General features: G+C 35.3%; 22 protein-coding genes, 1 pseudogene, 1 riboswitch and 1 other annotated feature. Of the genes and pseudogenes, 16 read left to right on the top strand and 7 right to left on the bottom strand.

Features of this window, described 5'->3' with window-relative positions; translation table 11 throughout:
- Positions 1-27: 27 nt before the first annotated feature.
- The 5 genes from NSQ08_RS24205 to alo all read left to right on the top strand — a co-directional run bounded on the left by NSQ08_RS24205 (position 28) and on the right by alo (position 5993).
- Positions 28-1041: a siderophore ABC transporter substrate-binding protein gene (locus NSQ08_RS24205; protein WP_002143715.1), complete on the top strand. Its 1014-nt coding sequence runs from the start codon at positions 28-30 to the stop codon at positions 1039-1041.
- Between the two features lie 19 nt (positions 1042-1060).
- On the top strand, positions 1061-2077 hold the full coding sequence (locus NSQ08_RS24200) for an ABC transporter permease (protein ID WP_033709570.1): 1017 nt from the start codon (positions 1061-1063) through the stop codon (positions 2075-2077).
- Entirely contained in the window at positions 2074-3138 is a 1065-nt protein-coding gene (locus tag NSQ08_RS24195; protein WP_002143713.1) for an iron chelate uptake ABC transporter family permease subunit, read from the top strand. The genes NSQ08_RS24200 and NSQ08_RS24195 overlap by 4 nt, the downstream gene beginning before the upstream one ends.
- A complete protein-coding gene (locus NSQ08_RS24190) occupies positions 3135-3887 on the top strand; it encodes an iron ABC transporter ATP-binding protein (protein ID WP_000590055.1) in 753 nt (250 codons plus the stop codon). The genes NSQ08_RS24195 and NSQ08_RS24190 overlap by 4 nt, the downstream gene beginning before the upstream one ends.
- Before the next feature lie 567 nt (positions 3888-4454).
- A complete protein-coding gene (alo, locus tag NSQ08_RS24185) occupies positions 4455-5993 on the top strand; it encodes an anthrolysin O/cereolysin O family cholesterol-dependent cytolysin Alo (RefSeq protein WP_012261970.1) in 1539 nt (512 codons plus the stop codon).
- A 51-nt stretch (positions 5994-6044) separates the two neighbouring features.
- Here the strand turns inward: alo and NSQ08_RS24180 are convergent, their stop codons facing one another.
- From NSQ08_RS24180 to NSQ08_RS24170, 3 genes are all read right to left on the bottom strand, one after another.
- On the bottom strand, positions 6045-7325 hold the full coding sequence (locus NSQ08_RS24180) for a purine/pyrimidine permease (RefSeq protein ID WP_002143711.1): 1281 nt from the start codon (positions 7323-7325) through the stop codon (positions 6045-6047).
- A 127-nt stretch (positions 7326-7452) separates the two neighbouring features.
- Positions 7453-7902 (bottom strand): cyanase, encoded by a 450-nt coding sequence (gene cynS, locus NSQ08_RS24175; RefSeq protein WP_001081567.1) that lies wholly within the window; start codon positions 7900-7902, stop codon positions 7453-7455.
- 31 nt (positions 7903-7933) lie between these two features.
- Positions 7934-8515 carry a beta-class carbonic anhydrase gene (locus NSQ08_RS24170; RefSeq protein ID WP_002034698.1) on the bottom strand — a complete coding sequence of 194 codons (582 nt, stop codon included), beginning with the start codon at positions 8513-8515 and terminating at the stop codon, positions 7934-7936.
- Between the two features lie 167 nt (positions 8516-8682).
- Between NSQ08_RS24170 and NSQ08_RS24165 the strand changes: the two genes are divergently transcribed.
- The 6 genes and pseudogenes from NSQ08_RS24165 (at position 8683) to NSQ08_RS24140 (ending at position 11254) form a co-directional block, all read left to right on the top strand.
- On the top strand, positions 8683-9114 hold the full coding sequence (locus tag NSQ08_RS24165; RefSeq protein WP_002034699.1) for an Lrp/AsnC family transcriptional regulator: 432 nt from the start codon (positions 8683-8685) through the stop codon (positions 9112-9114).
- A gap of 32 nt (positions 9115-9146) precedes the next feature.
- Positions 9147-9443, top strand: a pseudogene (locus NSQ08_RS24160) (winged helix-turn-helix transcriptional regulator).
- Between the two features lie 71 nt (positions 9444-9514).
- Complete coding sequence (gene psiE / locus NSQ08_RS24155; protein WP_002089513.1) at positions 9515-9919, top strand: phosphate-starvation-inducible protein PsiE; 405 nt, start codon at positions 9515-9517, stop codon at positions 9917-9919.
- Positions 9920-10056: 137 nt separating this feature from the next.
- Positions 10057-10572 carry a spermidine N1-acetyltransferase gene (speG, locus tag NSQ08_RS24150; RefSeq protein ID WP_002034701.1) on the top strand — a complete coding sequence of 172 codons (516 nt, stop codon included), beginning with the start codon at positions 10057-10059 and terminating at the stop codon, positions 10570-10572.
- Between the two features lie 184 nt (positions 10573-10756).
- Positions 10757-10966, top strand: coding sequence for a DUF3955 domain-containing protein (locus tag NSQ08_RS24145; RefSeq protein WP_002034702.1), 210 nt, complete (start codon positions 10757-10759; stop codon positions 10964-10966).
- A gap of 63 nt (positions 10967-11029) precedes the next feature.
- Entirely contained in the window at positions 11030-11254 is a 225-nt protein-coding gene (locus NSQ08_RS24140) for a DUF3947 family protein (protein WP_012261967.1), read from the top strand.
- Positions 11255-11451: 197 nt separating this feature from the next.
- Here NSQ08_RS24140 and crcB (NSQ08_RS24135) read toward each other — a convergent pair whose 3' ends face one another.
- Positions 11452-11808 (bottom strand): fluoride efflux transporter CrcB, encoded by a 357-nt coding sequence (crcB, locus tag NSQ08_RS24135; RefSeq protein ID WP_012261966.1) that lies wholly within the window; start codon positions 11806-11808, stop codon positions 11452-11454.
- A complete protein-coding gene (gene crcB / locus NSQ08_RS24130; protein WP_174411853.1) occupies positions 11805-12209 on the bottom strand; it encodes a fluoride efflux transporter CrcB in 405 nt (134 codons plus the stop codon). The genes crcB (NSQ08_RS24135) and crcB (NSQ08_RS24130) overlap by 4 nt, the downstream gene beginning before the upstream one ends.
- Before the next feature lie 54 nt (positions 12210-12263).
- Positions 12264-12323: riboswitch (Fluoride riboswitch) on the bottom strand.
- Positions 12324-12542: 219 nt separating this feature from the next.
- Between crcB (NSQ08_RS24130) and NSQ08_RS24125 the strand changes: the two genes are divergently transcribed.
- The 5 genes from NSQ08_RS24125 to tyrS all read left to right on the top strand — a co-directional run bounded on the left by NSQ08_RS24125 (position 12543) and on the right by tyrS (position 18590).
- Positions 12543-13601, top strand: coding sequence for an endonuclease/exonuclease/phosphatase family protein (locus tag NSQ08_RS24125; protein ID WP_002034680.1), 1059 nt, complete (start codon positions 12543-12545; stop codon positions 13599-13601).
- A gap of 34 nt (positions 13602-13635) precedes the next feature.
- A complete protein-coding gene (locus NSQ08_RS24120) occupies positions 13636-15138 on the top strand; it encodes a DUF4077 domain-containing protein (RefSeq protein WP_002034679.1) in 1503 nt (500 codons plus the stop codon).
- A 108-nt stretch (positions 15139-15246) separates the two neighbouring features.
- Complete coding sequence (locus tag NSQ08_RS24115; RefSeq protein WP_000573650.1) at positions 15247-15642, top strand: SET domain-containing protein; 396 nt, start codon at positions 15247-15249, stop codon at positions 15640-15642.
- A gap of 386 nt (positions 15643-16028) precedes the next feature.
- Positions 16029-16946: a UDP-N-acetylmuramate dehydrogenase gene (gene murB / locus NSQ08_RS24110; protein WP_002016019.1), complete on the top strand. Its 918-nt coding sequence runs from the start codon at positions 16029-16031 to the stop codon at positions 16944-16946.
- Positions 16947-17053: 107 nt separating this feature from the next.
- Positions 17054-17270 (top strand) — a binding site (T-box leader).
- Positions 17271-17327: 57 nt separating this feature from the next.
- A complete protein-coding gene (tyrS, locus tag NSQ08_RS24105; RefSeq protein ID WP_012261963.1) occupies positions 17328-18590 on the top strand; it encodes a tyrosine--tRNA ligase in 1263 nt (420 codons plus the stop codon).
- Between the two features lie 264 nt (positions 18591-18854).
- Here tyrS and NSQ08_RS24100 read toward each other — a convergent pair whose 3' ends face one another.
- Both NSQ08_RS24100 and NSQ08_RS24095 read right to left on the bottom strand, forming a co-directional pair.
- Positions 18855-20033, bottom strand: coding sequence for an NAD(P)/FAD-dependent oxidoreductase (locus NSQ08_RS24100; RefSeq protein WP_002016002.1), 1179 nt, complete (start codon positions 20031-20033; stop codon positions 18855-18857).
- Between the two features lie 44 nt (positions 20034-20077).
- On the bottom strand, positions 20078-20518 hold the full coding sequence (locus NSQ08_RS24095; protein ID WP_002016003.1) for a DUF1641 domain-containing protein: 441 nt from the start codon (positions 20516-20518) through the stop codon (positions 20078-20080).
- Between the last annotated feature and the right edge of the window lie 16 nt (positions 20519-20534).

Raw genomic sequence — 20534 nt, 5'->3', positions numbered from 1 at the left:
CTAAATTACATTATAAGGAGTATACGTATGAAAAAAACTATGCTTTTAAAATTAGTAAGTATTTTAGCAATTTTCACTTTAATGTTAGTGGCTTGCTCAGATTCAAGTAAGGAAACTTCGAAAGCTAATAAAGGTGATAGTAGTGATAAGCCAAAAACAGTTGAAATCACTGATGCACATGGAACTGTTAAAGTCCCTGTAAATCCAAAGAATGTAGTTGCTTTAGATAATAGAACTTTTGAAACTTTAGCTGATTGGGGAATTAAATTAGCGGCTGCTCCAAAGGATGTAATGCCTGCAGATTCAGCATATGTAAAAGATGATTCAGTTAAAAATATTGGGAATCACCGCGAACCAAATCTTGAAATTATTGCAGCGGCAAACCCTGAACTTGTAATCGTTGGTCAAAGATTTGCTGGCCATTACGAAGAAATCAAAAAATTAGTGCCAAATGCAGCTGTTATTGATCTTAATGTTGATGTTTCTGAAAAAGCTACTAAGCCTGGCGAAAACTTAGTAAAAGGACTTAAAGATTCTACAATTACTTTAGGGAAAATCTTTGATAAAGATAAAGAAGCTAAACAAGTAGTAGCTGATTTTGATAAATCTATTGAAAAAGTAAAATCTGCTTATAATGGAAAAGATAAAGTTATGAGTGTTATTGTTACTGGTGGAAATATTGGTTTTGCTGCTCCACATTCTGGTCGCGTTTGGGGACCGATGTATGAAATTTTCGGTTGGACTCCAGCACTAGAAGTTGCTAATTCTACTGCAGGTCATAAAGGTGATGACGTTTCTGTTGAAGCTATTGCACAAACAAATCCTGATTGGCTTTTCGTATTAGATCGTGATGCTGCAACATCTGATGCTGCTACTTCAGCTCCTGCTCAAGATGTTATTTCTAAATCACCAGCTCTTCAAAACACAACTGCTGTTTCTAAAAAACAAGTTGTTTATGCACCAGCAGATACTTACACAAATGAATCAATTCAGACTTATATAGAGTTATTTGGAAATATCGCAAAAACTTTAGCTAAGTAGTGTAAAGGAGTACGAAGCAGTGTCAAAAAATATGATTTCTAGGGTTGAGAATATTTCTCAACCCCAGTTTTATAATCACAATAAAATATGGACAAAACCTTTTATAATAGCGATTATGATTGTTATAATTTTAGGGATTATATCACTGTTTACTGGAGTTTATGATATACGTGGACAAGAGGACGGAATGGAGATGTTTTTCATCACTCGTGTTCCGAGAACAGTTGCATTAATGCTTACTGGAGCTGCAATGGCGATGGCAGGGCTCGTAATGCAATTAATTACACAGAATCGTTTTGTTGAACCTACTACAACGGGGACTATTGAATGGTCAGGCTTAGGCCTGCTTTTTGTATATTTATTATTTCCTGCCCCGACGTTAGTTCAAAGAATGACTGGTGCAATCATTTTTTCTTTTATAGGAACTATGATTTTCTTTCTATTTTTAAGAAGAGTTAAACTTCGTTCGTCTTTAATTGTTCCGATTATTGGATTGATGCTTGGAGCAGTTATTTCTGCAGTGTCTACTTTTTTGGGACTCCTTTTTCAAATGACGCAAAGTATTGAAACTTGGTTCGTAGGTTCATTTGCTACCGTTCAGGTGGGAAGATATGAATATTTATGGCTGATTGTTATCGTTACTGTGCTTATTTTTATGTATGCTAATAGATTGACTCTAGCTGGACTAGGAGAAGATGTCGCAACAAGCCTTGGAGTTAATTACAATAGAATTGTTCTTTTTGGGACTGGCCTTATCTCTGTTGCAGTTGGAATTGTTGCAGCTGTTATTGGAAACTTACCTTTCTTGGGATTAATTGTTCCAAACATTGTTTCAATGTTTAGGGGAGATGATCTTAGGAGTAATTTACCTTGGGTATGTGTGATCGGAATGGGGACAATAACTGCCTGTGACATCATTTCTCGAACAATTATAAAGCCTTTTGAAGTACCTGTTTCTTTAATACTTGCAACAGTGGGAGCAGTCGTATTCATTACTATTTTATTGAGAAAAAGAAAACCAAGGAGGCTGCGATGATCACATTAGACTATAGAAATAAAGAAAATGTCGAAATCGATTCTAGCCTTCATAATGAAAGTAGATCAGCTAGCGCTTTTCGTTCTAAGAAGGAAGCAAGACGTTATTGGATTGTACTGATAACATTGATCGCTTTAGGTCTCCTTTCTTCATATGGACTTTTAGTTTATAACAATCCAGTTCCGATAGATTCACCTTCTTTTATCCCAGTTGTTAAGAGAAGGATAATAGCCATTGTTGCGATGATTATTGCTGCAGTTTGCCATAGCTTGTCGACAGTTGCTTTCCAATCTATTACGAACAATAAGATTATTACTCCTTCGCTTTTAGGTTTCGAATCACTTTATTCAGCAATTCATACGAGTACAATATTCTTCTTTGGTGCTAGTGCATTAATAAACTTTAATGGAATTGGATCGTTTGTATTCCAAGTTGTTGTTATGGTCTTCATGAGTTTGATACTTTATGGATGGTTACTTTCCGGTAAATACGGGAATTTACAACTTATGCTTTTAGTTGGAATTATTATTGGTACCGGACTAAATTCTGTGTCAACTTTTATGAGAAAGCTACTTGCGCCTTCAGAGTTTGATATTTTACAAGCGAAATTATTTGGTTCTGTTAATCATGCAGATCCTGCATATTTTCCTATTGTAATTCCTATGATCATAATTGTAGCAGTATTAATTTTTGCTCATTCTAAGAATTTGAATGTTTTGTCACTAGGAAAGGATGTTGCTACTTCTTTTGGAGTTAAATATCAACCTAGTGTAATTTATACGCTTGTATTAGTTGCTATTTTGATGTCCATTTCAACAGCTCTAATTGGACCACTTACTTTCTACGGATTTTTAGTGGCAACTTTGAGTTATCAAGCGGCGTCAACTTATGATCATAGATATATTTTCCCAATGGCTTTTGCTATAGGATTTTTGATAATGACGAGTGCATACTTTTTAATGTATCATGTATTCCATGCTCAAGGTGTAGTTTCAGTTATTATTGAATTATTTGGTGGAATAGTATTCTTAACTATAGTTTTAAGGAAGAGGGCTTTATGATAAAAATTGATAATGTTAAAAAGTTCTATACTGATAAGGTAAAAATAGGACCTTTGGATATTGAAATACCAAAAGCGGGCTTTACTTCTTTAATTGGACCAAATGGCGCTGGAAAGTCTACGACACTTTTGATGATTGGAAGACTTTTAGATATGGATGAAGGTCAAATTCAGGTAGCGAATATGGATGTTTCTGAATCCAAATCAAAAGACTTAGCGAAAATTTTGACTATATTGCGACAAGAAAATCATTTTGTAACGAGGCTTACGATTAGACAACTAGTTGGATTTGGGCGCTTTCCTTATTCAAAGGGAAGATTAACTAAAGAAGATGAAGTTATCATTTCTAAATATATTGATTTCCTAGATTTAACTAGTTTAGAGAATAGATATTTAGATGAGCTTTCTGGTGGTCAAAGACAAAGGGCATATGTAGCGATGGTATTGTGCCAAGAGACTGAGTATGTACTTTTGGATGAGCCTCTGAACAACCTTGATGTTGCTCGTTCTGTTCAAATGATGGAGCATTTAAGACGCGCGGCTAATGAATTTGGAAGAACAATTTTGACTGTTATGCATGACATAAATTTTGCAGCTAAATACTCTGATAAAATTTGTGCTATGAAAGATGGACAAATTGCTGCTTTTGGAACAGTAGAAGAGGTTATGGACCCAACAATTTTGACAGATATTTTTGAAACAAAAATAGAAATTATCAATGGTCCTTATGGGCCAATCGCTGTTTATTAGTTACAAAGTGTAAAAATGAGTATGTCAAAAAAATACTGTAGCTTGCGTAAATCATGCCAGCTACTCTAGTTGAAGTTGCTGTCTGTATTTTATAGGCAGCAGCTTTTTTTATGCGGTTGCCCATGATAACTCTTAATATTTCTGGCTGCTCGTAACAGTCCTGCATGTATTTCATTACTTCCGGTCCTGCGATGCTTCCAACAATAAACTTGTAAATTACTCATGAAATGCAAAGGAACGCTTTGTGTTTTCAAGTATTTACCAAACAAAAAATTTATCTCTGTATAACTTTTTATAAGAATTCAGCTTGTTTTTTTTGTATGTAATATTGCATATAAGAGTGTATTGATAAAAGTGTAAGGGGTCACTATAATGAGGGCATAAAGATAAATCACATTTTCGTAGCAATAAAAAAGGAGGAAATAATATGGAAATCGCAATGGCAGTTTTGAAATTTGTAGGTGGCGTAATCCCGTTAATTCAAGAACTTTTGAAAGCATTTATGTAGGTTTATTAGTTAGCTATCATTTATCAATCATTATCATATCTTACTAAAAAAAGAACGGGGTGATTTTTCTGAATATTAAGAAAAACACTAAAAGAAGAAAGTTCCTTACATGTTTATTAGTTAGTCTATGCACTATTAATTATTCATCTATTTCCTTCGCAGAAACACAAGTAGGTAATGCAACTGATGTAACCAAAAATGCTAGTGGCATTGATACTGGTATAGCAAATCTTAAATATAATAATCAAGAGGTTTTAGCTGTAAATGGTGATAAGGTAGAGAGTTTTGTTCCGAAAGAAAGTATCAATTCAAATGGTAAATTTGTAGTAGTGGAACGCGAGAAAAAATCACTTACAACTTCACCAGTCGATATTTCGATTATTGATTCTGTGGTGAATCGTACGTATCCAGGAGCGGTACAACTTGCAAATAAAGCTTTTGCAGACAATCAACCGAGTTTATTAGTGGCTAAGAGAAAGCCTTTGAATATTAGTATAGACTTACCTGGCATGAGAAAAGAAAATACAATTACTGTCCAGAATCCGACATATGGTAATGTGGCTGGAGCAGTAGATGATTTAGTATCTACTTGGAATGAAAAGTATTCTAAAACACATACGTTACCTGCAAGAATGCAGTATACAGAATCTATGGTTTATAGTAAATCACAAATCGCAAGTGCCCTTAACGTTAACGCTAAATATCTCGATAACAGTCTAAACATCGATTTTAATGCGGTTGCAAATGGAGAGAAGAAAGTGATGGTAGCGGCATATAAGCAAATATTTTATACCGTAAGTGCTGAACTACCTAACAATCCATCCGATCTTTTTGATAATAGTGTTACTTTTGGTGAGTTAACTCGTAAAGGTGTAAGTAATTCGGCTCCACCTGTTATGGTCTCAAATGTAGCTTATGGTAGAACTGTTTATGTAAAATTAGAAACAACATCTAAGAGCAAAGATGTACAAGCTGCTTTTAAAGCCTTACTTAAGAATAACAGCGTCGAAACGAGTGGACAGTACAAAGATATTTTTGAAGAAAGTACTTTTACTGCTGTAGTATTAGGCGGAGATGCGAAAGAGCATAACAAGGTTGTTACTAAAGATTTCAATGAAATCCGAAATATCATTAAAGATAATGCTGAATTAAGTCTTAAAAATCCAGCATATCCAATTTCATATACAAGCACTTTCTTAAAAGATAATGCAACTGCTGCTGTTCATAACAATACAGATTATATTGAGACGACAACTACAGAATATTCAAGTGCTAAAATGACACTTGATCATTACGGTGCTTATGTTGCTCAATTTGATGTATCTTGGGATGAATTCACATTTGATCAAAATGGGAAAGAAGTACTAACACATAAAACATGGGATGGTAGCGGCAGAGACAAAACAGCTCATTACTCTACAGTTATCCCTTTTCCACCAAATTCAAAAAATATAAAAATCGTAGCTAGAGAATGTACTGGTCTTGCATGGGAATGGTGGAGAACAATTATTAATGAACAAAATGTTCCATTAACAAATGAAATAAAAGTTTCAATTGGAGGAACAACATTATACCCAACTGCTAGTATTAGTCATTAGGTATAAAAAGGCGCCCTGTAAGCAGGGCGCTTTTTTACTTAGTCACAAATTTTACTCTTTCCAAAACTGTTCCAATAGAATGACAAGCATGGTACCCACAAGTAATCCATTACTTAAAACATATTGTAAGGAAGAAGGAATTCCGCTAAATGCACTTTCTGGAAGAAACATTATTCCCAAACTGATTAATAATGAAATTCCTAATATAGTTAATCGGCGTTGATTTAATTCTTCACGTAAAATGGATTGAAATGAAATGCCTATTACTTGGACAAATGTTGCTAAAAGTGCGGCATTAGCAATAGGACCTGGTAGCAAGGATATAAAGTTTACAATTGAAGGAATAAAAGAAATTCCTGCTAATATAAGACTTGCTATAAGGAACGACTTCACTTTTCTTTGTCCTGTTAGTTGAATAAATCCTGCTGATGCAGGTAATGGTACAATTCCAATTGTAGAAAACAACGACGAGATAATATGCGATATACCTCCGGCCCACACGCCGCGGTTCAGTATTTGCTTTTCATTTTCTTTAGATAACGGAGCCACTTGTTTTACAGCCGAAATAGCAGCGATTGTATTTGCAACTAAAAGAAATGTAAATAAAGTTGCAGTTAGAGCCATTCCAATATCTAATCTAGGTGTGCCCCAAGAAAATAGCTCTGGTAACTTAACTAACGGTGTGTGTGAAGGTATATGAGATGATTTTCCTAATACAGCATACAAAAGCCAACCACATGAAATTCCAAGTAACACAGCGTAACTTTTCATCCATCCGTTCCCTTTAATTGATAAGAAAGTAATAAGGACAAAAACAAAGAGCGCAATAGCAGCCGTTGTATAATCAGGATGAGTTACAGCTCCTTGTAATCCCATCATTCCTTTTAGTAACACACCACTAAGCTGAAGAGATAATATTAAAAGAAAAGTTCCTGTAACCAAGGGTGTAAATAAACGTAGAATTCGATGAACAAGCCCTGTTATACCAAGGACGAAGAGTAATATACCTGCAATAATTAATCCGCCTTCTAAAAGTTGTAATACATCCTTTGCACTTTGTCCCTGATGCATAGCGACTTGTCCCAATATGACAAATATACTTACCCATGAACCGGCTGGCCCATCCGCTATGGGATAGCGATGCCCAAACCATGCTTGTATAAATGAACTTACTCCTACAACTAAAAAAGTTCGTTGCATTAATGTTGAGATATCTTCTATTGATAAATGGAATATTCCACCAATAATGATAGGCAATGCAATTGCATTTGCTAATAAAAACACAAACCACTGTAGAATACTAAAGCTCGTATCGACGTATTTTTTATTCATATTATTCTCCCTTGTATAAAAAGAATCTCATAGTAAAAATCCATCCTTTCTATACAGCTAGATTAAAAAGGATGGATTTTATAAATTTATAAAATCACTTTAATTATATAGATAGATTTTTAATTAATTACCATGTACGGAACGGTAAGAATTTCCCGTTAAGTGTAATCACGATACGAGGGTCGCCACCTTTTGGATCTTCTTGTGTGTCCACACCTAGATTGAAGTTAATTGCACTCATTACACCTTCGCCAGCTTTTTCTAGGATTAATTCTCTAAGAGTTGGTGCGTATTGTAACATCATTTCATATAATCGATATAAGATTGGGTCAGTAGGAGGCATTTGCATTACTTGACCTCTAAGTGGAACTACTGTTAATGCTTGAACTACTTCTTCATCTAATTCTAATAGTTTACCGATTTTTTCTGCTTCTGGACGTGTCATTGTAGCTTGTCCTAATAACGCTGTTACAACCCAAGTCTCAGAGTTTTCACTTACTTTTGAAATTTCTTCCCATGTTAAACCTTTTGCAATTTTTGCTTCCATAATTTTTTGCGTAGCTTCTTGTCTATTCATATCTAATAACTTCCCTTCATTTAAGTAATAATTAATTTTTCATACCATTTAATGCTTTATATCCATCAACTATTAAATCCAATTTACCTGTGTGAGGATCAATAACTAAACCATGTACAGGAACATCTTTTGGAATAAGTGGATGATTTCTTACTAAATCAACATTAGCTTGAGTTGAACCGTTGACATCATCGAATCCAAATAACCATTTTTCAAGGTCAACACCAGCATATTCAATTGCTGATAAAATTTCTGGTGAAGCTACTCCACGATCTAATATTTTTTGAAGTGTTCCTTTTGGATTAGTTTGGCTCGCACCACATCTTTGGTGTCCGATAAGGAAGATTTCATCTGCATTTAGATCATATACTGATGCGACAACACTTTGCATAACACTATCGAAAGCAGAAGCAATTTTACCACCTGCATTTCTGATAACTTTTGCATCACCATCGTGTATATCTAAAGCTTTTGGAAGTAGCTCAATTAAACGAGCATCCATGCAAGAAACAACAACCATACGTTTTTTAGGCATTTTTGTCGCTTCACAAGGAGCGTATTCCTTATTTTCTACAAATTGTTCATTGAACGATAGGATTTCTTGTAATAACATATTTGTAACCTCCTTTAAATCTAGATGTATTTTTTTGTTGCGTCCTCTATGTTATAAGTGAATATAACTGATAAGTAATGTGATGTAAGAGGATAAACTAAGTATAGTGAATTGTATCGATAAGCAGAATAAGTTGGCGAAACACTTTCTGGCTTTCTACTTTCACGGTGAAAGGATTGGTTTATATCATTGATCAAACAGATTTTGAGATACTAAAATTATTAGGAGAAAACTCAAGAATACAATGGAAAGAACTTGGTCAGAAAATACATATGACGGGGCAGGCTGTAGGAAATCGAATTCGAAGGTTAGAGGATTTAGGGATTATTGAGCAATATACAATCGCAATAAACCGAATCAAATTAGGACAAGTAGTGACTGCATTTGTTACTTTGTTTGTAACAACAGCTAACCATCAAGAGTTTATGAATTTCTTTCAAAAAGAAGAAGGGATTTCTGAAGTAGACCGTATAAGTGGTGAGGGATGTTATTTATTAAAAACACATTTTGCTTCTAATGAAGAATTGGATAAATTTCTGGGGCGACTATTAAAGTATGGGAATTATCGTGTTAACTTATCAATAGGAAAGTTAAAATAAGATTTCTTTTTTTGAGGTTATAGTAACATTATTTGCTAATCCCTATTTGTATAGAGATAATAAAGTCGTTTGATTTTTATCCCGCATTAACGGGCGAGTTAAAACGATTGGTAACTGGTATTACGCAAAAAATGCTTACTGAGCAATTGAAAGAGCTTGAAAAAGATGGGCTTGTGTCTAGAAAAGTATACAATCAAGTACCACCGAAAGTTGAGTGAAACAGGGACAATCATTAAAAGAAGTTTTAAAAGTACTTTGCGATTGGGGAGGCAACTATATTAAGCAAAGATATCCTAATGGTGATAGTGAAAGAGGACGATCATATATGATTTAACACTCCTATAATTGTAAGTTTGCTATAATGAACAAGTACTTATACGAAGGGGAGTTTAAAGAGAAAATGAAATCATTTAACATCGATCATTTTATTGCTAGTGTCTTGCAATGGATATTAAATATAGCTCTAATCATATTATCCATTGTCTTATCTATCTTTTTAATTAATGAAACGATTACTTTTATTCAATACATATTTTCGACGAAGAAGTATACATCTTATAAATTAGTTGAAAGTATTATCGTCTATTTCTTATACTTCGAGTTTATCGCATTAATTATTAAGTATTTCAAATCGAATTATCATTTTCCGTTACGTTATTTTATTTATATCGGAATTACGGCTTTAATTAGATTAATTATTGTATCTCATGAGGAACCGATGGAGACGTTATTATATGCGGGATCCATTCTTGTTTTAGTTATTGCTTTATACATATCGAATATGAGAGATTTGAGAAAAGAGTAGTGCAGACATAAGTTTGCACTACTTTTTGTACCTTGACCTTCAAGTTACTTAAAGGTTTACAATGTAATTAGGGCGTTTGAAATCGAAAAAAATTGAGAAATTAAGTGAAGAGGTTATTTTACTTGGAGGTTATAGAAATGAGTCAGGAATTAAAGTTACGTCCTTTAGAACGGGAAGATTTAAAGTTCGTGCACGAACTTAATAATAACGCACATATTATGTCTTATTGGTTTGAAGAGCCGTATGAGGCTTTTGTAGAACTACAGGATTTATATGATAAACATATCCACGATCAAAGTGAACGCCGTTTTATCCTGGAGAAAGATAATGAGATGGTTGGATTAGTTGAGTTAGTGGAAATTGATTATATTCATCGAAGAACTGAATTCCAGATTATTATTGATCCGAATTATCAAGGACATGGTTATGCAGCGGAAGCGACGCGTTTAGCGATGGATTACGCTTTTTCTGTATTAAATATGCATAAACTCTATTTAGTTGTTGATAAAGAGAATGAAAAGGCTGTACATGTTTATAAAAAGGTTGGATTTATGGTAGAAGGAGAACTTCTCGACGAGTTTTTCGTTGATGGAAACTACCATAATGCGATAAGAATGTGCATGTTCCAGAAGGAATATTTTAGAACGAAATAATGGAGTGAAAAGGCTATAGACGATCATTGTCTATAGCCTTTTTTATTATGTTTAACAACAACTATTTATTGCAAAACAATAAATAGTTGTTGACTTAAAATGTTAGTGGGCTTATTATGATGGTATTGAGAATAGTAAAAAGGAATGCAGATAAATTAATTGTGAAATCAAAGGAGAATATATTATGAAAAAATATTTATTAGCTTCTAGTCCAATATTTTTAGGAGTGTTATGCATCATTATGTTTAATGTAATTGGTTCGGAAGTAAAACCAGACGGAACTTTAGTGGAGCCATTTTACTTAATTCCGTTAGCATATTTATTTACCTTCACTGGAATTGTTGCAATTTTATGTGTGGCTCTTTTCTCGGTGCTTCGAAACAAGACAGCGTAATAAAACACTTGCCATGAAATAGAAACATACGATAGGGAAGAAAAATAAAAAGTGAGCTGAATAATGGTGAATCATTATTGTTATCCTGAAAGACAAGTAGGATTGGCTATTACTTTGGCAGGAGCACAGGGGACAATTTATGCTGTGAATCAAGTGATTCAAATGCAGCAGCAAGCATATTTTGCACAAATGATGCAAGGACAGTATATGTCGTACTCACAGCCTCCGATGCAAATTGTACATTACGATGTGCATCCAGCGGGTTTATCCCGCATTAACGGGCAGTAAAACTCCCACCTCAAAATTCGGCAGGAGCAAAGAAGTTAGGTGGGAGATCAACTGCCCGTAAACGCCCGATTGGTGAAGGCTAATAATCAGTGGGTAAGAACAAAACCCCCACTGATTATTAGCCTTCACTTTATTTTCCATTCCATATGGCGGGACATACTTCTTATGAAAGAAAGCGACTCAATAGAGTCGCTTTTTTATATTCCACCGAGCTTCATTCCAAGGAATGCGAATAGGATACCAATTATGTAAGTAGTACTTAAATATAAAAGGAATGTGTAAATTTTTTTGCGATTGAGAAGCTGAATGGACTCTAATTTAAGTGTCGAAAATGTGGTGAATGCGCCCATAAATCCAGTTCCTAATAATAATTGCCATTCTGTAGAGACTCCATTGCCAATTATATACCCGAGTAAAAATGCTCCTGTTATATTAATAAGGAATGTAGCAATTGGAAAGGGTGTTTTATTTCTTTTTTTAAACCAATTGCTAATTGCAAATCGTGTAATCGCACCGAAAAACCCTCCTGTTGCGACTAATAAAGCTCCCATCATGAGTAATCACCTTCCGTAAGATGTTTCTTAATTAAGAAATCCCCAAGTGTATAGCCAAGTCCAGACATAATGAGGCCGCCAAGTATGCTACATGATACATATAAGAAAGCCGTGCTCCATTCAGAATGATTGATTAATTGCACAGTTTCTACACTAAATGTTGAAAACGTCGTAAAGGAACCGATGAATCCAGTCCCGATGCCTGTGATAACCTCTGAAGGTAAGATGTTTAGCCGGGCGATATACGTAGTTAGCCATGCTAATAAGAAGCAGCCGGCTAAGTTAATGAGTAATGTAGCTAATGGAAAAGAATGATGCCAAAATGTATGAATAGTAAGACCTAAATAATAGCGGGAAAGGGCTCCTAATATGCCAGCGATGCCAACGATAATATAAATCAATTTTCTCACCTCTTTAAATAGCTTGCTCAAAAAAATAGACTCCTACCAGTAGTTATACTGGTAGGAGTCATTAGCTAAGCAGCGGTTATGGCGAACTCCATCACCTATGATTATTACATATAGTGTACTAAACATTGCGTTTAATTTCCAGTGGAGAAGTTGGTGCATTTTGTATTTATATAATAGTTTAAGATAAGGAATCCTTACTCATAAACTAAATATAGTGATATAAGGTTTTCAGTGTGATAAAATATTTCGTATGTCTGTCATTTTTTTATTTAACTGAAAATAAAGAAAAGTAAAATCGTATGTTTTAGAAAAGGAGTCGTTTGTTTGAAAAAGTTATTAAAAATAGTACTTATATGTATTTTAGTAGGTGTGGGAGTTGTAGGTGGGTTTTTAGCTTATATGACACTTACAAAAGAACAGCCGGCTGATGTTATAAGCTTGAAGGTGGAAAACAATAAGGAGCGCGTAATTGCGCATGGAAATGAATTTAAAGTTACAACATTTAATATTGGATATGCTGGACTAGATAAGGATCAAGACTTCTTTATGGATGGGGGAAAAGGATCTGGTTCAAGTAGTAAAGAACAAACGGAAACTAACTTAAAGAATATGCTTTCGTTTTTACAAAATGAGAATAGTGATTTTGCGCTATTACAAGAAATAGATATAAAATCAATGCGATCATTTGATGTAAATGGGCATGAATTTTTGAAAAAAGGACTACCTGATTATGCTTCTTCGTTCGGAAAGAACTATGATACAAAATGGGTTCCTGTACCAATCACAAGTCCAATGGGATATGCTGAAGCTGGATTAAGTACATTTTCTAAATATACGGTTCAAACAGCGAAGAGATTTCAGCTTCCTGGAATGGAGCCGTGGCCAAAGCGTTTATTTGATTTAGACCGAGCGATTGTTGAACATAAAATTCCTGTTAATAATGGGAAATTTGTTAGACTCGTAAATTTACATTTGTCTGCTTATGATGAAGGCGGAAAAATTAGAAAGCAGCAAGTGGAGTATTTAAAAGAATATATGAACAAGCATTATAAAAATGGTGATTATGTAATAATGGGCGGAGACTGGAATCAATTAATTTCTAACGCTCAGTTAAGTGATCCGAAGTTCGTGAAAGAGCGTCCTGAGTGGTTAGTAGAGTTACCAAAGGACTTTACTGATGGTGGCTTTAAGTGGGCTGTAGATCCGTCTGTTATGACTGTGAGAGATGATGTGAAGAAATATGTGGAAGGTGAAAATTTCGTCACGATTATTGATGGCTTTATCGTTTCACCGAATGTTGAAATTGTAAATGTACAAGGGAAAGATTTGAAGTTTGAAAATAGCGATCATAACCCAGTGAGTGCGGTATTCAAGCTGAAGTAATCGATACGTATGAGTAGAAGGTGGGGCTTCATATATGGAGTGGTTAAAGAGAACTTGTTTTTCTAACCTTGAGAAAGAATCACAGAAAAATCATTTATTGCTATTTATCACGATGTGTAGTTTCTTCCTTGGGATAATAGCGATTGGGTATTACGGATATATTTTTACAGAGAGAGCAATAGCATTTTGGATGTGTGGTATTTCTATCGTAGTATTTGGAACGCTGCTTACTTTTATAGAAAGTATGGAAGCAATGTATAAATACATCATGACATGTATGCTACTTATTATGTCTTTCATTATGGTACAAGCATTTAATGAAAGCCCAGCTGTATTTCAAATGGTCTATTTTACATTAGCGGTTTCACTTATTTATTTGAGTGAACGTCTTATTTTAATTCTTGGCGGGGTAGCAGTTGTTGTTACATTTATACTTTGTAGTTATTGGCCAAATCAATTTTTTGCGTATACAGCGTCATCTGAAGCTGCAAATTTCGCAAGCTTGTTAGCGATTGTAACGATCGCTATGTGGGGTGTCACAAAGATTGGTTCTAATCTTTTGGCTCGTTTAAGGGATGAGAAGCAAGCGGTGATGAAGAAAGCTCAGGAGTTAGAAGAAACGCAAAGGCTTATTGAGGAAACTGTTGTGAAGTTAGATAGTAATTTCAATCATTTAAGACAAAATATGAATACATCGATGGAGTCAATGAGTGAAATTAACTTTGCTTTTGAAGAAGTAGCAGTGGGAACTCAATCGCAATCAGAGATGATGTCACGTTCAGTAGAAGTATTGAATGATATGGAGGGAAATATTGACCAAATCATCTCTCAAGTAAGAAATGCGTCGATGCGTGTTGATAAAAGTTTGGAAATCTCAAAGGGTAGTGTAAATACTTTAAGAAATTTTGAAGCTAACATGAGAAGTTTAAATGATGTTGTTTCACAATCAGGAACGATATTTAGAGAATTAATGACACAATCGAAACAAATTAATGAAATTGTAGATGTAATCACGAATATTTCAAGTCAGACGAGTTTGCTAGCTTTAAATGCAAATATTGAAGCTGCAAGGGCAGGCGAGCATGGAAAAGGTTTTGCTATTGTAGCGAATGAAGTATTAAAGCTTGCTGAAGAATCGAATCGTTCTGCGGGGAGAATTCAAGGGATTTTGAAGGAGTTTAGTAATCAAGCAAGTAAAGTAGAAGTGCAGGTAGAGAAGTCAGAAAGAGTACAAGAAGAATGTAACGAAATGTTAGCAAGTGTTTTGACGAATGTAACGGATTTAGGGAAGTTTATTGATGCGATTAATGATGTAATGAGGGAGATTGTTGGTCATCAAGAAAGTTTCCAAGCTAAAACGACGAATATCGTAAAGGACGTTACACATGCTTCTAACGTAATTCAACAAACTTCTGCAGCTACGGAAGAAGTGTTAGCGAGTGTTGAAGAAGAAAAGCATCGAAATGATACATCGGTGAAGACGTTACATACTGTTAGCGAGCAAGTGAAGTTGCTAGAAGATATTTTAGAAAAGTAATATCGATGAAAAAGACCACTTGGTAGGAATTTAATTGCTTTTCTCCGCATTTTCTGCCAAGCTTAAGGAGAAAAATACTTCGAAGAAAGAAATATATAGGTGACGCATATGATTGAAGTTAAGACTTCTGAACTTAGTGATGGAGAATTTAATAGAGGTGTATTTGCAACTCGTGATATTAAAAAGGGTGAGTTGATACACTCAGCACCAGTTATCTCTTATCCGAATGAACAGCATGAACACATTGAGAAAACGTTACTTGCTGACTACGCATTTGAGTATGGGGTAAATCATACGGCATTCCTGTTAGGATACGGCATGTTATTTAATCATGCATATAATCCGAATGCAACGTATGATATTGTCTTCGAGAATCATACGTTTAACTTCTTTGCTTACAAAGATATAAAAGCGGGAGAAGAGATTCTAATCAATTATAATGGTGAAGTTGATGACGATGAGCTATTATGGTTTGATAAGGAAAAAGAAGAGAACGAAAAATAAGTTAAAAAGTATAGAAAGGGCACATTCTGTGGGATGTGCTCTTTTTTATTGATGAAAATAAAGTAAAGATTACAAAAAAATACCACTTTTCTTTCGTATGGTATAGTAAGATATTGAAGGGTATTACTTTGAAAAGCCTATATATTTTACAAATTGTTGTCTATATGGTTACATGTCAAGTTTAGTAGCCCATTTGGGTTGCTTTATTATGCGATATATATTTTAATATGAGTGGAACCTCTTATAATTTAAGAGGTTTATAGGTGTGCTTTATGTACACTGTATTCACCACGTTAGCTGTTGTTTTGTAATGCATTTTTATGTGGGGATATTATGGACCCGTATATAGCGGGATAAAAAGATTATAGAAATAGAGGAATCGTAAAATGAATATGCACGAGGTTTATAAATATTTAAGTACAGTATTGCCTGAAGGTCATGTGAAGCAAGATGAAATGTTAAAGAATCATACGCATATTAAAGTGGGCGGGAAAGCGGATGTGTTCGTTTCTCCTACGAATTATGATGAAATTCAAGAAGTTATAAAGTATGCGAATCAATACAATATTCCAGTTACGTTTTTAGGAAACGGCTCTAATGTTATTATTAAAGACGGTGGTCTGCGCGGGATTACAGTAAGTTTAATTCATATTACAAATGTTACTGTAACAGGGACAGCGATTGTTGCGGGGTGTGGTGCAGCAATTATTGATGTGTCACGAATTGCATTAGATCACTGTTTAACAGGACTTGAGTTTGCTTGTGGTATACCAGGTTCAGTTGGCGGAGCGTTATATATGAATGCTGGTGCATATGGCGGTGAGGTTGCATATGTGCTAACAGAAGCTGTCGTAATGACAGGTGATGGAGAGCTACGTACTTTAACGAAAGATGCATTTGAATTTGGATATCGTAAGAGTGTATTTGCGAACAATCATTACATTATTCTTGAAGCGAGGTTTGAACTTGAAGAAGGTGTGCGTGAAGAGATTAAGGAAAAGATGGATGATTTAACGTATAAGCGTGAATCAAAACAACCTTTAGAGTATCCTTCATGTGGCAGTGTATTTAAGCGTCCACCAAATAATTTTGCGGGTAAGCTTATTCAAGAATCAGGACTGCAAGGTAAGCGAATTGGCGGAGTTGAAGTTTCTTTAAAACACGCTGGATTTATGGTGAATGTTGATAACGGAACTGCACAAGATTATATCGATTTAATTCATTTCGTACAAACAACTGTTGAAGAAAAATTCGGTGTGAAATTAGAGAGAGAAGTAAGGATTATTGGAGAAGATCTACAGTAATCTTTGAATAAAAAACGTATAAAAGTATGAATTATTTCGAAATAACATTTGGGTATTGTTGACAATTTGATTTGGATTCAATATAATGGCTAATAATTTAACAAATAAAATATACGTTGAAAGAGCCCAGTAGCAGTTTGTCACTGTTATTAAAGAGAGCTAGGGGTTGCTGGAACCTAGCACAAACAAACTTGTGAATTACACTCTGGAGTATCTTAGGTAACGCTAAGCGGACTAGCAATCGATATTATTGCTAAGAGTGGTATGAATAGCTATGCTATTTATGCAAACTGGGTGGTAACACGGTGAATAATCGTCCCTATGTCTATTGTAGACATAGGGGCTTTTTTGTTTTCAAAAAAATAAAGGGGATGACAAAAGATGAATATTATTGATGAATTAGAATGGCGCGGTGCTGTGAATCAGCAGACTGATGAAGAAGGTTTACGTAAGTTAGTAGAAGAGAAAAAGATTTCACTATACTGCGGAGTTGATCCGACTGGTGATAGTATGCATATCGGACATTTGATTCCGTTCATGATGATGAAAAGATTTCAATTAGCTGGCCATCATCCGGTTATTTTAATTGGCGGGGCAACAGGAACAATTGGTGATCCAAGTGGACGTCAATCAGAGCGTCAACTGCAAACTTTAGAAGTGGTGCAGCATAATGTAGATGCGTTAACAGCGCAAATGAAAAAGCTATTTGACTTTGGCGGGAATAGCGAAGTGAAGATGGTAAATAACTATGACTGGACACATAAAATAAACATTATCGAGTTTTTACGTGATTACGGAAAAAACTTTAGCATAAATAGCATGTTAGCGAAAGATATTGTCGCAAGTCGTTTAGATACAGGGATTTCTTTCACAGAATTCACGTACCAAATCTTGCAAGCGATGGATTTTCATCATTTATACACAAAAGAAGATGTTCAATTGCAAATTGGTGGTAGTGATCAATGGGGAAATATTACGAGTGGTTTAGATTTAATTCGTAAGTTAGAAGGTCATGAAGCGAAAGTATTCGGATTAACGATTCCATTATTATTAAAATCAGATGGTACGAAGTTTGGTAAATCAGCAGGTGGTGCTATTTGGCTTGATCCGGAAAAGACAACACCGTTTGAATTTTACCAGTTCTGGGTGAATACAGATGACCGTGATGTAATTAAATACTTGAAATACTTTACGTTCTTAACGAAAGAGCGAATTGATGAATTAGCAGCGAAGGTAGAAACAGAGCCTCATAAACGTGAAGCACAAAAAGTATTAGCGGAAGAAATGACGAAATTCGTTCATGGAGAAGAAGCATTTTTACAGGCAGTGAAAATTACAGCAGCGTTATTTAGCGGAGATATTAAGTCGTTAACAGCTGATGAAATTGAACAAGGCTTTAAAGAGATGCCGACATTCCAATCTTCAAAAGAGACGAAAAATATCGTAGAGTGGCTAGTTGATTTAGGAATTGAACCTTCTAGACGTCAAGCGCGTGAAGATATTAATAATGGGGCTATATCTATGAATGGTGAAAAAGTAACGGATGTCAGTAGGGATGTTACTGTAGAAAATTCATTTGATGGACGATTCATCATTATTCGTAAAGGGAAGAAGAACTACAGCTTAGTGGAATTAGGAGAATAGTTCTTGTGAAAGAGCGGAAGTAGGGAAGATATCTACTTCCGCTCTTTTCATATACACAATTTTGACATAAAAAAGTCAGTATATTTTGATAATTAAAGAGGTTATATTATTCTTTTGCCGAATAAATAAGTTAGAGAAAATTACGGATAAAGTGAAACTTTAATCAGTGGGGGATTTTGTTCATCCCCACTGATTATCAGCCCGCAAATAGCGGGATAAAAATAGCCCGAACCATGCAGGGCATGATTCGGGCTTATATTCAGATTAGTATGCTAAGCTGAATAGACCTTTAATGTGTGATAAGTAACGAACGTTACTTGCTTCTTTCATTAATGATGCTGGTAAACCTTTAAGCGGAGTATTGCTTGCTCCGATTGTAGCAACAGCATCTTTACGTCCTAGACTAGCAAGTGTTCCAGAGTTGATAGGTGCGAACTCTTCGAATGCTTTGCCTTCTAGTGCTGCGTATAAGTTGTATCCAATTAACTCACCCATTTGCCAAGCGATTTGTGCAGTTGGTGGGTATGGACGACCGTCTGGAGAGAAGACAACAGCGCTGTCTCCAGCAACGAATACGTCTTTGTGAGAAGTAGATTGTAGATGTGCATCAACAGTTGCACGACCGCGGTTTACTTCAAGACCTGATTCACCAATTAATGGGTTACCTTGTACGCCACCTGTCCAAACGAATGTGTTAGCAACGATTTTTTGACCGTCTTTTAAGTCGATTTCATTACCAGCAACGTTTGTTACAGGAAGACCTGTTAAGAATGTAACACCGCGTGCTTCTAAGCTAGCAGTTGCACGTTCGATTAAGTGGTCTGGTAATACTGGAAGGATTTTTGGACCTGCTTCAACAAGAAGAAGTTTAACTTCTTTTGGATTTACGCCGTGGCTTTTTGCAAGTTTAGGCATAATGTCAGCAAGCTCACCAACTAGCTCAACGCCAGTTAATCCGCCACCACCGATTACGATTGTAGCATCAGCTTCGTTTTTCGTTTTAGCGTATTCACGAATACGGTCTTCAACGTGTTTGTAGATTTTGTTTGCATCAGCAGCAGATTTTAATACCATGCTGTTTTCTTCTAGTCCTGGAATACCGAAGTAAGCAGTTTTACTTCCTAAAGCAACTACAAGTGCATCGTAAGATAGCGTAGTGCCACCAGCTAGTTTGATTTCTTTGCTATCAACTGAGAATGACTCAACTGTTGCAATTTTAAGATCGATGTCTTTACCTTTGAAAAGCTTTGTAAGTGGCATTGCAATTGCTTGCTCAGCAACGTTACCAGCTGCAAGGCGGTGTAGTTCAGTGATGATTTGGTGCGTTGGGTATTGGTTAATCACTGTAACTTGTGCTTCTGATTTGCTGTAATATTTACGTACGTTTAAAGCGGCAAGAAGACCGCCATAACCAGCGCCTAAGATGACAATTTGTTTTGACATAGTATGATATCCCCCGTCTTTACTAATTGTTGTTATAAGTTAAATTATTTATTGTTACGTTCTGCACTAATTTGAAGGTATGCGTTCACAAAGCGGAACATTTTTTGTGCTTGTGGGTCTTTTAGTAATTTTAATAGACCGAACAGGCCGATAACTTCGTTGCTTTCATCAGCACGATCTTTCGCTTCGATAGCAGTTGCAGCCATGCTTTTCACTGTATCTTTTACAGGTTCTACAAGCTCTGTGATTGCACTAACAGTGTCGCTTTTTAATACTTCATCAGTAGCAACAGTTTGAGCGAAGTCATAAGACTTAGTTAAAATGTTAACAAGCTCAGTTAATTTTGGAAGCTGTTCCACTAGTGTTGTTAATGATTCTTGTACCTCAGGTTTTAACAACTGATCAAGTACATCAAGTTGTCCTTGGCTAGCAGAAATTTGTACAGTTTCTTGTTCTGGCTTTGTTTGAGTCATAGTTTCTGGCATCTCCAATTCTCCTTTA

It is taken from the genome of Bacillus sp. FSL E2-8887 (assembly GCF_038007205.1).
GTDB lineage: Bacteria > Bacillota > Bacilli > Bacillales > Bacillaceae_G > Bacillus_A > Bacillus_A mycoides.
This window is presented reverse-complemented; position numbering and strand designations above follow the sequence as displayed.